Origin of the sequence: Nocardia sp. A7 (genome assembly GCF_046549215.1) — a bacterium.
Taxonomy (GTDB): domain Bacteria; phylum Actinomycetota; class Actinomycetes; order Mycobacteriales; family Mycobacteriaceae; genus Nocardia.
This window is the reverse complement of record NZ_JAJPWE010000005.1, coordinates 46,183-59,639: the sequence shown is the minus strand read 5'-3', so window position 1 is coordinate 59,639 and position 13,457 is coordinate 46,183. Positions and strand designations below refer to the sequence as shown.

The following is a 13,457-nucleotide window of genomic DNA, read 5'->3' as shown; positions in this document are numbered from 1 at the left end:
GCGGTTCTCGGCACACGCACACTGTGCTGAGAACCGTTGGCGTACATCGTAGCTCGATCAATCCTGTTCGGCGGCGATCGTGCCCGCGGCCACGGCGGCGACGAGTTCGGCGTGGTCGGCCTCGGTGCGGTCGGCGTAGCGCACCGCGAAGGCGGCCACCGACTCCTCGAACCGGTCGTCATCGTCGTCGCCGGTTTCCAGATAGCCGGCCAGCGCGCGCGGGTCGAGCGAGCGAGCGTGCGCGCGAGCCAGCAACGCGCCGGCGAGCCGACCGTAGTCGTCGAGATCGTCGGAGGACAGGGTCGCCGGGTCGATACTGCCCTTGAGATTGCGGAACTGGCGGACGATGAACGGCAGCGATTCGTCGAGTTCGATCGTCGTCCAGCCCAACAGGATGTCGGTCTCGGACTGCACGGTCCGCGCGCCGACCACGATCCGCTCGCCCTCGTGGCGGGGCTCGGTCGGCGGCAGGAACGGCGACAGCGCGGACGGGCGCGCCTGCTTGATCTGCAGCACCACCGCCTCGCCGTCGTTTCCGTGCAACAGCGCCACATAGCTGTGCAGGCCGACGCTGCCGGTGCCGACGATCCGGAACGCGACATCGGAGACCGCGAACCGGGCCAGCAGATTGCGCCGGGACTCCCGGATGGTGCCCGCGTAACGTTGCAGACCGTCGATCACCGCCTCCGACACCGGGGCGTCGACCGCCGTCAGCACGGGCGGATCGCTGACGAAACGGTGCTTGCGAATATCGGTCTCGTGGTCGTCGAGCTGCGCGGTCCACTTCGCCGCCACTTTGGCGCTGGTGTTCTTACGCGCCTTCTTCGCGGCCTTCTTGAAGTCGTCGAGCAGGTCTTCGGCTTTGGCGCTGGTCAGGATCGACTCGTCGGGCAACGCGGTCCAGGACTGCATGAACGGCATGTCGGCCAGTTCGGCGACAGTGTGCCGGTAGGAGCGGGCGGCGTCGCGGGCGGCGCGCAGGCAGTTGTCGGCGTCGACGCCGCCTTCCCGCCCGGCCAGCACCAGGCTTGCCGCCAGACGCTCCAGATCCCACTCCCACGGGCCCATGACCGTCTCGTCGAAGTCATTGATATCCATCACGATTTCGCCACGTTGGGTGCCGTAGAGACCGAAGTTGGCCGCATGGGCGTCACCGCAGATCTGGGCGGCCAGCCCGCTGTCCGGTCCGGCGGCGAGATCGGCCGCCATCAGGCCCGCGGCGCCGCGAAAAAAGGTGAACGGGGAAGTGACCATCCGCCCGATCCGCAGCGGAATCAGGCGCTCGATCCGGCCACGATTGCTGACATCGATGAACTCGCGCACGGTCGGCCGCGCCGGACTCTCCGCCGCGCGGTCACGTTCGGCGACAGGCACCCGTTGCCTGGCAGCTCGGCCACGTTCGCGGGCGTCCTCGGCGGAGACGTAGGAGCGCAGATCGATACCACTGTCGGACACGACTGTCGAGATTAGCCGGTCACCGCGCGGCGGGGAGCGCCACGCTCGACACGCAGCGGAGTTGACGGCGTTTCGGCGTGGCCGGATGGCGCCGGACGGGGTCGGTGCGGTAAGCAGGGGCGTGGCAACCGAATCAGGAACGCCGGGCACGCACGACCCCGAAACCGGTGGCGTGTTCAGCGACCGCATCCTGACCGTGCCCAACGCACTGAGCCTGGTGCGGCTGATCGGCATCCCGGTCTTCCTCTGGCTGCTGCTGGTCCGCCATGCCGACGGCTGGGCGTTCGTCTTGCTGCTCGCCAGCGGATTCACCGATTTCCTCGACGGCAAGCTCGCCAGATTGCTCGATCAGTCCTCGCGGTTGGGCGCCGTGCTCGACCCGCTCGTCGACCGGCTGTATCTGGTGACGACCCTGGTGGCGTTCGTCGCGCGCGGCCTGCTGCCGTGGTGGCTGGCAGTGATCTTGATCGCACGCGATCTGGTGCTCACCGCGACACTGTCGGTGTACAAGCGGCGCGATCTGCCCGCACCGGAAGTGATCTACCTGGGGAAAGCGGCCACCTTCGCGCTGATGTCGGCGCTGCCGTGGATGCTGACCGGGGAGATGGACTGGGCGGGGGCAGGTTTCGGATGGGCCTTCGGCTGGGCACTGCTGATCTGGGGTACCGCACTCTACGTCTGGACCGGGGTGCTCTACGCGGGACTGGCGGTCGCGGTCGCGCGATCGATACCGCCTGTGCCGCACCGTGGGAGCTAGTCGATACTGTTGCGTGCACCGTCGACGATGAAAGGACGTCCTGTGACCCGGACCCCTGAGGATCTGCGCTACACCGAAGAGCACGAATGGGTGCGGCGGACCAGCCCCACGGCGGTCCGTGTCGGCATCACCGATTACGCCCAGTCACAGCTGGGTGACGTCGTGTTCGTCCAACTGCCCGATGTCGACAAGGATGTGACCGTCGGTGACAGCATCGCCGAGGTCGAGTCGACCAAGAGCGTGTCCGACATCTACGCTCCGCTCAACGGCAAAGTCGTTGCGGTGAACGAGGATCTGGTGCAGTCACCGGAAACACTCAACACTGATCCCTACGACGCGGGCTGGTTGTTCGAGCTCGCATTCGACGACGAGACAACCCTGGATTCCGCCCTCGGTGAACTGCTGGATGCAGCGGGTTACCAAGGAGTTATCGGGGGCTGACTCAGCCTTCACAGTTCTCCCTGCACGGGCACGCCCCGGCAGGGTACGGTCAAAGCCAAGCGGATACGTCGGGGAATCGACGCCGGGATCTTTTCCTGGCGATGTGATCGCGCCGGTCGTGTCGCCGAATACAGCACCTGCTTGCATGGATAATCAGGTTCGAGGAGGAGAGAAACGGTGAGCGAGAACAGGGACCCGGGTTACGGGGAAACCGCGGCCGAGACGACGTCGGTCTTCCGCGCGGACTTCCTCAACGAGGTCGACGCGTCGCGCTCCGCAGAGCCGACCGGCGAACAGCCGGTTCAGGGCGTCGAAGGCCTGCCTGCCGGCGCGGCCCTCCTGGTGGTCAAGCGTGGCCCGAACGCGGGCTCGCGTTTCCTGCTGGATCAGCCGACCACGTCGGCCGGCCGCCATCCCGACAGTGACATCTTTCTCGACGACGTCACCGTCAGCCGTCGGCATGCCGAGTTCCGTCAGGACGACGACTCGTTCCAGGTGGTCGATGTGGGCAGCCTCAACGGCACCTATGTCAACCGGGAGCCGGTGGACTCCTCGGAGCTGCAGAACGGCGACGAGGTCCAGATCGGCAAGTTCCGGCTGGTCTTCCTGACCGGTCCGCGCACGCAGGCCAACGAGTCGGCGTCGGGCGCGGGGTCGCGATGACCCCAACGGTACTGGTGTCCGCGAAGGGCACAGTGCTGTGACAGGGGCGGCGCAGTGGGCGCGCGGAGGGATGTCGATCGGCTCCGTACTCGACCTGCTGCGACCAGATTTTCCTGACATCACCATCTCCAAGATCCGGTTCCTCGAATCCGAGGGCCTGATTCGGCCGGAACGAACACCGTCGGGATACCGGCGGTTTTCGGTGGCCGACTACGAACGGCTGCGCTTCGTGCTGACCGCGCAACGCGATCAGTACCTGCCGTTGAAAGTGATCAAGGAGCAGTTGGAAGCGATCGACAGTGGGGCGGCGACGCTGGGCGTGCGTGAAGCGCGCGCCCGCGCGCATTCCCACCACGGAGCCGCGGGGGCCGGGCACGCTGTGTCCGGCTCCGCGGATGCCGACGGAGCGGGTCCCGCCGTGCCGCGCCGCCTCGGCATCGTTTCCGGCGCGATCACGCCCGAGGAACTGCGTGTCGATGTCGGCGTGCGGCTCACCAGGGCCGACCTGCTCGCCAAGGCCGATATCGACGACCGGTTCCTCGACGATCTGCTGCGCGCGGGACTCATCGTCCCCGGTGCGGGCGGATTCTTCGAGTCCGACGCGGTGACGCTGGCACACGCGGCGAAAGCGATGGCCGAATTCGGCCTGGAGGCCCGCCATCTGCGCGCTTTCAAACTGGCCGCCGACCGCGAGGCGGCACTGATCGCGCAGATCGCCGCGCCCATCGCGAAGAGCCGCGATGCCGACGCGCGCGCCCGCGCCGAGGAGACCGTCCGCGAGCTCGCGGCGTTATCGCTGAACCTGCACGCCGCACTGGTGAAAGCCGCGGTGCGCACAGCCCTCGGCGGCTGACACACCCGGCCGAGTGATCAGGTATCGCCCCGGCTACACACCGATTTCGGCTCGAACGTCTCCCTTGCGCGCCCCAGAATTCGCCTAGACTCGTTGATACGGCGAGCTGTGCAGCTGTCGTGCCGGCCGGCGGCGAGTATGGGAGGCAGGACACTTCATGAGTGAGATGCGCGTCATCGGCATCCGTGTCGAGCAGCCGCAGAACCAGCCCGTGCTGCTGCTACGGGAGGCATCGGGGGAGCGGTATCTGCCGATCTGGATCGGGCAGGCCGAGGCCACCGCGATCGTGCTCGAGCAGGAGGGGGTCACGCCGATCCGTCCGCTCACTCACGATCTGATCAAGATTTTGATCACCGACCTGGGTCACACCCTCAAGGAAGTGCGGATCGTGGATCTGCAGGAGGGCACTTTCTACGCGGACCTGGTCTTCGACGGCGACCTGCGGGTCTCGGCGCGACCCTCGGACTCGGTGGCGATCGCCTTGCGCGTCGGGTGCCCGATCTACGCGGAGGAACCGGTGCTCGCCGAAGCGGGGCTGGTGATGCCCGACGAACGCGAGGACGAGGTGGAGAAGTTCAAGGAGTTCCTCGAATCGGTGTCTCCTGACGACTTCAAGGCGACCGACAGCTGATCCCAGGTTGCAACCTGAAGTAGAGGTCGAGGGAATCGCTGGTCCAGGTGCTTGGTGAGAGCACACCGCAGGTCCGACAATGGCAGGAGTAACCTCGAAAGTCGGGCAACATCCGTCGTGACTCCGACCCGAGAACGTCGGCAGAAGGAGCGATCAGTGGAAGAACAACCGCAGGATGTCGTACAGCCTGGCTTGTTCCCGGACGACTCGGTTCCGGACGATCTGGTCGGCTACCGGGTGCCGAGCGCGTGTCAGGTCGCCGGCATCACCTACCGTCAGCTCGACTACTGGGCCCGGACCGGGCTGGTCGTGCCGTCTATCCGTGGTGCCGCGGGCTCGGGCAGCCAGCGGCTGTACTCGTTCAAGGACATCCTCGTCCTCAAGATCGTGAAGCGGCTGCTGGACGCGGGCATCTCTTTACAGAACATCCGGATCGCCGTCGATCACCTGCGAAGTCGTGGCGTGGGCGATCTGGCCGGGATCACCCTGTTCTCCGACGGAACCTCGGTGTACGAGTGCACCTCGCCTGAGGAGGTAGTCGATTTACTGCAGGGCGGCCAGGGCGTCTTCGGCATCGCCGTCGGTGGCGCGATGCGGGAACTGACCGGCGCGATCGCGGACTTCCCAGCCGAGCGAGCCACCGCGATCACCGACCGCCCCGAAGATGAGCTCTCCTTCCGCCGCAAGGTCAAGGAGAACCGCAAGACCGGGTAGTGGCCGCCGCCTGATTTCGTCAGCACATGGGTAACTCCATGTACTCACCTGCGCATGTCTTTTAGCTGGTGTCGTTGTCGAGAGCGGACAGCGTTGGACCGATTGGCGGCGGCTCCACCAGGAAGGCCCGGGAGAGTGTGAGCGCAACGATGAGCAGGGCGGTGCCGATATATACCGGCAGCAAATGGACGAACGCGGTGTAGTGGATCAGGAAATGCACGGCCAGCGCGCTGACGGAGCTCGCGGTCGCCGCCCCGAGGAGCGACCACCAGACCCATGCCTCTCCTTGCCGCCAGCCCCACATCCCGATCAGCACGAGGCCCACCCCGGTTGCCACCAGTGCCCCGCCGAACCCGGCCCGGTCGTGCGCGATGAACGGCAGCAAATTCGCATTCGCGGCCCGCAGCGTGTCCGAGTCGGTGCGCAGGAAATCCAGGTCGGTTGGCACGAACACGACGGTCAGCCCGACCGTCGAGATGACGATGCCGCCGATCACGACGCCTACGCCGGTCCCGACCATCAGCAACTGCCCGATCAGCGCGCGTCGGCGCACCCGCTCCGGGCACGGGGGAGATAACCGGCGGCAGGGCGGTCCGGGTACGCGCCGGACGCCGAGCAGGAACATCGGGAAAAGCACCACCGTCACCGCGACGTGCAGCGGCTCGACGAACCCGATGAACAGGAAGTAGAACAGTGTCGGAAACCCCACCAGGCCGGACAGCAGCAGCGCGGTGCGGGCCCACGCCCACCCACGGCGGATACCACCCCAGGCCAGCCCTGTGTACAGCGATCCGATCGCGATCATGTTGCCCGCCATGGTGATTCGATCGTGCTGCAGGAAATGCACCAGGTGGTGATTGATCCGGTGCAGGCCGTCGACGTCGGTGCCGAGATAGACGCGGTCGTACCACAGCAGCACCGGGCCGAGCGTGATAGCGGCCGCGCCCAGGCCGGCCACGATCATGCCGATGCCGACCAGCAGGCTCCAGAACCAGCTGGGCCACCGGCGTGGGTCGAGCGGGACGTCGCGCAGGGTCGGCGCGGGCGAGACGGGCGGAGCGGCTGCCTCGATCACCCGCTGGAACCAGCCGGGACCGGCCGCTATCAGCACGTCGGGTGTCGCGACCACAGTTGTCCTCGGGTCTGCGAGCGCTCGTACGGCCTCGGCGATGTCGGGATCCGTCAGATATCTTCTGTCGGCTATTGTTTCGCCGACGAGCACATCGTCCACCGCGTCCGCCAGGTCGGCCGCCACGCCCTCGTCCGTGACTCGGGCGAGAACCCGGCAGCGGCGACCGCGCGCGGCCTCCCGAACCGTCGCCACTGTCGTGGCATCGACCGGGCCGACCTCCACGAACCCGGCACCCTGCGGCGGTAGCGCCCGGATCGCTTCCCTGGCGGCCGACACTGGCACGGCGGCCCCGAACCGATCCGCCCAGTCTGCGGGCGGCTCTGGATGATCGAAAACTCTCCGGATGGTCGCGGCCCCACCCGGCAGCGCCGACAGCGTGCCGAGTAGACGCAGTGCCCAGCGCTGCGCGCGCCGCTCTCCGACCAGGGCGTTCGCCACCGGCCGCAGCGGGTGATATGTCCAGTCCGGCACGGCAGCATCCTCACATACCGCCCCCGGGTTGTCAGGTGCGCCGGTCGAATGCCCGTCATGGGACACCGAATCACCTTGGCTTGCCAGTCGCTGGTTCGTGACCCCAGGAATCGAACCTGCGACACCTTACCTGGGGTTTTGCGGCCGGTGGCGGCGTCGCGCAGAAGTGCATTTACCCGGAAAACGCTGACCTGCGGTCCTGTCCGCTGGTCGCCTATCGCGGTGGTGTTCGGCCACCTTGGTGGCAAGCGGCTCTGTGATCCGGCCCGCCACTGCCTGCGGCCCGGCACAGGCTCGCCTGGTTGGTCAGAGGAGGGCGCCGCCGGAGACCTCGATGCGCTGGGCGGTCATCCAGTGCAGGCCATCGGACGCCAGCGTGGCGATGGCCTCGCCGATCTCCTCGGGTTCGCCGACCCGGCCGAGCGCGGTCTGCCCGGCGAGACCCTGGCGCATCTCGGCGTCATCCCGCATGGCACCTCCGTTGAAGTCGGTGGCGGTCGGCCCCGGGGCGATGGAGTTGACCCGGATGCCGCGGGGGCCGAGTTCTGCGGCCAGAGTGCGGCTCAGGGCCTCGACGGCGGCCTTCGAGGCGGAACAGACCGAGGTCGCGGGACTGGTGTGGCGAGTCAACGACGACGAGACGTTGATGACGCGGGCGCCCTGCGCCAGCAGCGGCACAAGCGACTGGATGAGGAAGAACGTGCCCCGCACATTCGTGCTGATGTCGAGACGCACGACAGCGGCAGTCCCGCCCCCAGCGCGCACTTGCTGCGCCGTCTCCTCGGCCCCGGCCACATCACCGCGATGGGTAACCACGACCCGCACCCCGCGCACCGCCAGGGCAAGAGCCGTACTCCGACCCAGGCCACGGTTCGCACCGGTCACCAAAGCGATCCTGTCGCCTGTCATCAGCTGCTCCCTCATCGCACGACACCGAGAGACGGCGGGCGCCGCAATCAGATGCGAGTCGGCTGACTCGCCTTTCCACCGCACTGTAGGCATGCCAAATGAGGCGAGTCAAGTGACTCGCCTCGGAGCAGGGCATACTGCACGCATGGCAGCAGAGCTCTCCGCACATCACCGCCGCCTCGCCCAGCAGAAGCGTGCGGCGATCATCACCGCCGCCACGGACCTCTTCCTGAACCGTGGTTACGACGGCACTTCCCTCGCCCGCGTTGCCGAAGGGGCGGCAGTCTCGAAGTCCACCCTGTTCAAGCAGTTCCTCACCAAGGCAGCTCTCTTCGAGGCCATCGTCACCGAGTCCTGGCAGCGCGACGCCGGAGGCGCTGTCGCACGACCTCCGGCCGGAGACCTGCGTTCCGGCCTGACCTCCATCGGCCACCGCTACGCCGACCTGATCGAACGGCCCGGCATGACAGCTCTGTTCCGCATCGTCATCGCCGAGCTGCCCCGCTTCCCCGAACTGGGGAGGATGCAGTTCCAGCTCGGCAAGCTGCCCTACTTCGCTTCGGTCCAGCACTACCTGGAGTCGGAGCACGAGGCAGGCAACGCCGATGTTCCGGACGCCGAGAGCGCCGCCAATCAGTTCCTCGGGATGATCGCCAACTATGTCCTGTGGCCCCGCATGCTGCTGACCGACTGGAACCCCGCAGCCTCTGACATCCGCTACGCTGTCGAGCAGGCTGTAGAGACCATGCTCGCCCGCTACACCTCCGATCGACCAGCCTGATCGAAGCCATTGCCTACGTGGGCCGAGGCTCGAAGGTGGTGCTTTTGGCGCCGGTGCCTTTCCCCGCTGCGTGTGTGCGGCCCAGCTTGGCTGCATCGGGCTACGACGAGTGGTCGGCCTCGCCCACGTGCGTACTTCAAGACCGAATCAGGTCAGATTGATATCGGTCTCGGACGAAGCGGGGCGCTGAACATCTTCGATTACCACCTGACCAGCTAGAAGAGGTTGCGATGAATCCTGCAGTGCGGCAACTGATCATGTCGCTTGTGATTTACCCAGGGAAATCCGCGACGATCTCGTCAGAGGAATTTCTTCGGCAGGTCGGCGCCGCTGACGGACAGGAATTGGGGTTGGATCTGCTGCGTGAGGCGATTGTCGAGCAGAACGCGGACAGCGTCGAGTTGGCCTTCGTAGTCGCGGGGCAGTTCGGAGTCCCGCCCGCGGGCGTGGACCTGCTGATCCAGCTTGCAAACGCCGACTGGCACCACAAACATGAGGATGTCGCCGGATTTCTTCAGGAGATGCCGAACCCGGCCTCGATCGAAGCGCTTGTGAGACTTGCCACTTGGGTTCCTGCCTACCTCGAGTACGACGACGGCCGTGCACTCGCGAGAAAGGCAGTATGGGCCTTGGGCGCTATTCCTGGACCTGCCGCTGGCGCGGCGCTCACTGGACTCCGGCAGGCCGAATCCGAGTTCGTTCGGAAGCAGGTCGACAAGCAACTCGATCGTCGCAACTCGGCGAAATAGGGTACGGAGCCGCCCGCGGATGTGCTGCAAACCGTCGCTCGCCGTACTCGCAGACAGAGGAACGGTGTCCACTCCGCTTAAACAGGTCCACCCTGCCCAGCCCCGCACCTGAGTCCGGCCTCGAGGCGCGGAGAGGCGGGACAGTGACCAGCGCTACACCCCCGGCGTGCCCCTGGTGGCGCGGCCGGGGGTTTGCTGCATCTAGAATCGGTAGTGCGTCGCCGCAGTGCGGGAGAGTCCTTGGTTCGCAAGAACCCGGGCGCCGAAGGAGCAGCACCTCCCCGTCAATCTCTCAGGCAACAGGGACCGCACGGTGATTCGACGCCTCTGGAAAGCGGTGGCATCCGGCTGCCCGCCCACGGGGAAAGGGGCACGGTTCACCGACCGCGTTTCCGAATCTCTCAGGCGCACAGACAGAGGGGGAGGGCTGGTACCCGTCGACCACGAGGTCGACCCGCCCGACCTGGAGCTGCCGTGACCCGTTCGTTCGCCGACCGCCACATCGGACCCGATTCCGACGAACTCGCCCGGATTCTCGCGACCATCGGCGTCGAGTCCGTCGACGCACTCGCGACCACGGCGCTGCCCGCCACGATCCTCGACGAATCCGGCCTCGGTGCGCTGCCCGCGCCCGCCTCCGAGCACGAGGTGCTCGAGGAATTGGCCGCGCTGGCGCAGGCCAACACCGTCGCCACCTCGATGATCGGCCTCGGCTACTACGACACCCTCACCCCGCCGGTGCTGGTGCGCAACCTGCTAGAGAATCCCGCCTGGTACACCGCCTACACCCCGTACCAGCCCGAAATCAGCCAGGGCAGGCTCGAGGCGCTGCTCAACTTCCAGACCATGGTGTCGGATCTGACCGGCATGGACGTCGCGAACGCCTCCATGCTCGACGAGGCCACCGCCGCGGCCGAGGCGATGACGCTGCTGCGCCGCGCGGGCAAGTCCAAGTCGAACCGGCTGCTCATCGACGCCGATCTGTTCCCGCAAACCAAGACCATCATCGGTACCAGGGCGGAGCCGCTCGGCATCGAGATCGTCGAGGCCGACCTGTCGACCGCCCAGCTGCCCGAGGGCGAGTTCTTCGGTGTGATCGTGCAGACCCCGGGCGCGTCGGGCCGCATCGTCGACTGGACTTCGCTGTTCGCCGCCGCCCACGAGCGTGGTGCACTGGTCGCCGCCGGTGCCGATCTGCTCGCGATGACGCTGAGCACCCCGCCCGGCGAGCAGGGCGCGGACGTGTGCTTCGGCACCACCCAGCGCTTCGGTGTGCCGATGGGCTTCGGCGGTCCGCACGCCGGATACCTCGCGGTGCGCACCGCCTTCGCCCGTCAGCTGCCGGGACGCCTGGTCGGCGTGTCGGTCGATGCCGACGGCGCGCCCGCGTACCGGCTGGCGCTGCAGACCCGTGAGCAGCACATTCGCCGTGAGAAGGCCACCTCCAACATCTGTACCGCACAGGTGCTGTTGGCCATCGTCGCCGCCATGTACGCGAGCTACCACGGTGCCAACGGCCTGCGCTCCATCGCGCGCCGGGTGCACTCCCACGCCGCCGCCGTCGCGTCCGGTCTCGGTGGTGCCGTCGTGCACGGTGCCTTCTTCGACACCGTGCTCGCCCACGTGCCCGGTGGTGCGGAAGCCGTTGTCGCCAAGGCGAAGTCGAAGGGCATCAACCTGCGGCTGGTCGATGCCGACCACGTCGCCATCGCCTGCGACGAGGCCACCACCGACGCCCATGTCGCCGCCGTCGTCGAATCCTTCGGCACCGCACTGACTCCCGACGCGGGTGCGGGCGCCGAGCCCACGTCGATCGAGACCCGCACCTCGGACTACCTGACCCACCCGGCGTTCACCCGCCACCACACCGAGACCGCCATGCTGCGCTACCTGCGCGCGCTCTCGGACAAGGACATCGCGCTGGACCGCAGCATGATCCCGCTCGGTTCGTGCACCATGAAGCTCAACGCGACCGCGGAGATGGAACCGATCACCTGGCCCGGTTTCGCCCGCCTGCACCCCTTCGCGCCGACCGAGGACACCCCGGGCATCCGCAAGCTGATCGCCGACCTCGAGCAGTGGCTGGCCGAGATCACCGGCTACGACGCGGTGAGTCTGCAGCCCAACGCCGGCAGCCAGGGCGAGTACGCGGGCCTGCTCGCGATCCGCCGCTATCACCTCGATCGCGGCGACGACCACCGCGACACCTGCCTCATCCCCTCCAGCGCGCACGGCACCAACGCGGCCTCGGCGGCCATGGTCGGTATGCGCGTGGAGGTGGTGAAATGCCGTGCGAACGGCGACGTCGACCTCGACGACCTGCGCGCCAAGATCGCCGACCACGCCGACCGTTTGGCCTGCATCATGATCACCTACCCGTCCACCCACGGCGTCTACGAGCACGAGGTCGCCGAGCTGTGCGCACTCGTGCACGACGCGGGCGGTCAGGTGTACGTCGACGGCGCGAACCTCAATGCCCTTGTCGGCCTTGCCCGTCCGGGCCGGTTCGGTGGCGACGTGAGCCACCTGAATCTGCACAAGACCTTCTGCATCCCGCACGGTGGTGGCGGTCCTGGTGTCGGTCCGGTCGCGGTGGGGGCGCACCTGGCGCAGTACCTGCCCGGCGACCCGCTCGAGGCCGGTTCGCACGCGGTCTCGGCGGCCAACTACGGCTCCGCCTCGATCCTGCCGATCACCTGGGCCTACATCCGGATGATGGGCGCCGAGGGCCTGCGCGCGGCGACGCTGACCGCGATCGCGTCGGCCAACTACATCGCCCGCCGCCTCGACGCCTACTTCCCGGTGCTCTACACCGGCGAGAACGGCATGGTCGCCCACGAGTGCATCCTGGATCTGCGCGAGATCACCAAGCAGACCGGCGTGACCGTCGACGATGTGGCAAAGCGCTTGGCCGACTACGGTTTCCACGCGCCCACCATGAGCTTCCCGGTGGCGGGCACGCTGATGGTCGAGCCCACCGAGAGCGAGAACCTCGAGGAGATCGACGAGTTCATCGCGGCCATGATCGCCATCCGTGGTGAGATCGACCAGGTCGGCGCAGGCGTGTGGCCGGTGACCGACAACCCGCTGCGCGGCGCACCCCACACCGCCGCCAGCTTGGTTGCGGAATGGAACCACCCGTACAGCCGGGAGACCGCGGTCTACCCGCGCGGCATCGGCCATGCCCGCCCGAAGGTGTGGCCGTCGGTGCGACGCATCGACGGTGCGTTCGGTGACCGGAACCTGGTGTGTTCGTGCCCGCCGCTGGACGCGTACGAAGACTGACCGGTCATCTGACAACGGGCCCCGCCGATCGGTCGGTGGGGCCCGTTGTTGTCGGTGCGGGCCTTGCGGGCCACGTGACATTCGCGGCAAAGTTGCTGAAATCGAATTCTCATCGGCTGAATTGTCGGCGCGTTACATACTGACTGCCTTGTTCGCGGCCATTCAGGGAATGTCCAGTATGCGCCGCGGCGAAAAATAAGTCCGTGAATAAGTCAAGCCCCAAATATTGGCGGGAATTGAATCGATACATCCCCGAGCGACACGCGCGGCATCGGGATGTTTGCCTTGATATCGGACCCTTGGATCGATTCCGGGGTTCCGCGAAGCGTCGTCTGTCAGCACGGCGGCAAATCGAGAGATTCTGTCGGTTGATCGATTCCGATGAAGTGGTTTGTGAAAAGGGCTCGTTACGCTGGGGATGTGCACGATGGTGGCTGCGGTTGGGGCCAGCATCCACGGTTATACTGCGCTGTCTTGCGTGCTAATTTCACCACTACAGAGCTCCTACCTGGCATGCGGCCGGAATTTTAGTTTTGTGTGGAATGTCCGAATTGATGGTCGACCCGGATTGAATTGTTACTATGGCGTTTCCTTTAAAACGTATGCCAATAGTTTG

General features: G+C 66.7%; 12 protein-coding genes and 1 riboswitch. Of the genes, 9 read left to right on the top strand and 3 right to left on the bottom strand.

Annotated elements, in window-relative coordinates; genetic code table 11:
• Positions 1-57: 57 nt before the first annotated feature.
• Complete coding sequence (locus tag ACLJPD_RS25695) at positions 58-1,455, bottom strand: DUF2252 domain-containing protein (protein ID WP_410875492.1); 1,398 nt, start codon at positions 1,453-1,455, stop codon at positions 58-60.
• Positions 1,456-1,576: 121 nt separating this feature from the next.
• Between ACLJPD_RS25695 and ACLJPD_RS25690 the strand changes: the two genes are divergently transcribed.
• The 6 genes from ACLJPD_RS25690 (at position 1,577) to ACLJPD_RS25665 (ending at position 5,514) form a co-directional block, all read left to right on the top strand.
• Positions 1,577-2,212 (top strand): CDP-alcohol phosphatidyltransferase family protein, encoded by a 636-nt coding sequence (locus tag ACLJPD_RS25690; protein ID WP_410875490.1) that lies wholly within the window; start codon positions 1,577-1,579, stop codon positions 2,210-2,212.
• Positions 2,213-2,254: 42 nt separating this feature from the next.
• On the top strand, positions 2,255-2,653 hold the full coding sequence (gene gcvH, locus ACLJPD_RS25685; RefSeq protein WP_410875488.1) for a glycine cleavage system protein GcvH: 399 nt from the start codon (positions 2,255-2,257) through the stop codon (positions 2,651-2,653).
• A gap of 177 nt (positions 2,654-2,830) precedes the next feature.
• Complete coding sequence (locus ACLJPD_RS25680) at positions 2,831-3,316, top strand: FHA domain-containing protein (protein WP_101462719.1); 486 nt, start codon at positions 2,831-2,833, stop codon at positions 3,314-3,316.
• 70 nt (positions 3,317-3,386) lie between these two features.
• Entirely contained in the window at positions 3,387-4,169 is a 783-nt protein-coding gene (locus ACLJPD_RS25675; protein WP_410875486.1) for a MerR family transcriptional regulator, read from the top strand.
• 157 nt (positions 4,170-4,326) lie between these two features.
• Positions 4,327-4,800, top strand: a complete 474-nt coding sequence (locus ACLJPD_RS25670; protein WP_056817654.1) for a bifunctional nuclease family protein — start codon at positions 4,327-4,329, stop codon at positions 4,798-4,800.
• Between the two features lie 156 nt (positions 4,801-4,956).
• Positions 4,957-5,514 carry a MerR family transcriptional regulator gene (locus ACLJPD_RS25665; RefSeq protein ID WP_410875485.1) on the top strand — a complete coding sequence of 186 codons (558 nt, stop codon included), beginning with the start codon at positions 4,957-4,959 and terminating at the stop codon, positions 5,512-5,514.
• Between the two features lie 61 nt (positions 5,515-5,575).
• On the opposite strand, the gene ACLJPD_RS25660 is transcribed toward ACLJPD_RS25665, so the two are convergent.
• On the bottom strand, positions 5,576-7,117 hold the full coding sequence (locus ACLJPD_RS25660; protein WP_410875483.1) for a hypothetical protein: 1,542 nt from the start codon (positions 7,115-7,117) through the stop codon (positions 5,576-5,578).
• A gap of 306 nt (positions 7,118-7,423) precedes the next feature.
• The gene (locus tag ACLJPD_RS25655) at positions 7,424-8,026 is read right to left on the bottom strand and encodes an SDR family NAD(P)-dependent oxidoreductase (protein WP_410875481.1); all 603 of its coding nucleotides are present in this window, start codon (positions 8,024-8,026) and stop codon (positions 7,424-7,426) included.
• Positions 8,027-8,171: 145 nt separating this feature from the next.
• Here ACLJPD_RS25655 and ACLJPD_RS25650 point away from each other — a divergent pair, with 145 nt between their 5' ends.
• The 3 genes from ACLJPD_RS25650 to gcvP all read left to right on the top strand — a co-directional run bounded on the left by ACLJPD_RS25650 (position 8,172) and on the right by gcvP (position 12,841).
• The gene (locus tag ACLJPD_RS25650; protein WP_410875479.1) at positions 8,172-8,807 is read left to right on the top strand and encodes a TetR/AcrR family transcriptional regulator; all 636 of its coding nucleotides are present in this window, start codon (positions 8,172-8,174) and stop codon (positions 8,805-8,807) included.
• Between the two features lie 230 nt (positions 8,808-9,037).
• Positions 9,038-9,556 (top strand): hypothetical protein, encoded by a 519-nt coding sequence (locus ACLJPD_RS25645; RefSeq protein ID WP_410875478.1) that lies wholly within the window; start codon positions 9,038-9,040, stop codon positions 9,554-9,556.
• A 219-nt stretch (positions 9,557-9,775) separates the two neighbouring features.
• Positions 9,776-9,875: riboswitch (glycine riboswitch) on the top strand.
• A gap of 155 nt (positions 9,876-10,030) precedes the next feature.
• Complete coding sequence (gcvP, locus tag ACLJPD_RS25640; protein ID WP_410875477.1) at positions 10,031-12,841, top strand: aminomethyl-transferring glycine dehydrogenase; 2,811 nt, start codon at positions 10,031-10,033, stop codon at positions 12,839-12,841.
• The last annotated feature ends 616 nt before the right edge of the window (positions 12,842-13,457 follow it).

What these genes read in the sequence shown, in the direction of transcription:
- ACLJPD_RS25675 (WP_410875486.1), top strand. Translation starts at nt 3,387, where the DNA reads ATGTCGATCGGCTCCGTACTCGACCTGCTGCGACCAGATTTTCCTGAC.
- ACLJPD_RS25670 (WP_056817654.1), top strand. Translation starts at nt 4,327, where the DNA reads ATGAGTGAGATGCGCGTCATCGGCATCCGTGTCGAGCAGCCGCAGAAC.
- ACLJPD_RS25655 (WP_410875481.1), bottom strand. Translation starts at nt 8,026, where the DNA reads ATGACAGGCGACAGGATCGCTTTGGTGACCGGTGCGAACCGTGGCCTG.
- ACLJPD_RS25650 (WP_410875479.1), top strand. Translation starts at nt 8,172, where the DNA reads ATGGCAGCAGAGCTCTCCGCACATCACCGCCGCCTCGCCCAGCAGAAG.
- ACLJPD_RS25645 (WP_410875478.1), top strand. Translation starts at nt 9,038, where the DNA reads ATGAATCCTGCAGTGCGGCAACTGATCATGTCGCTTGTGATTTACCCA.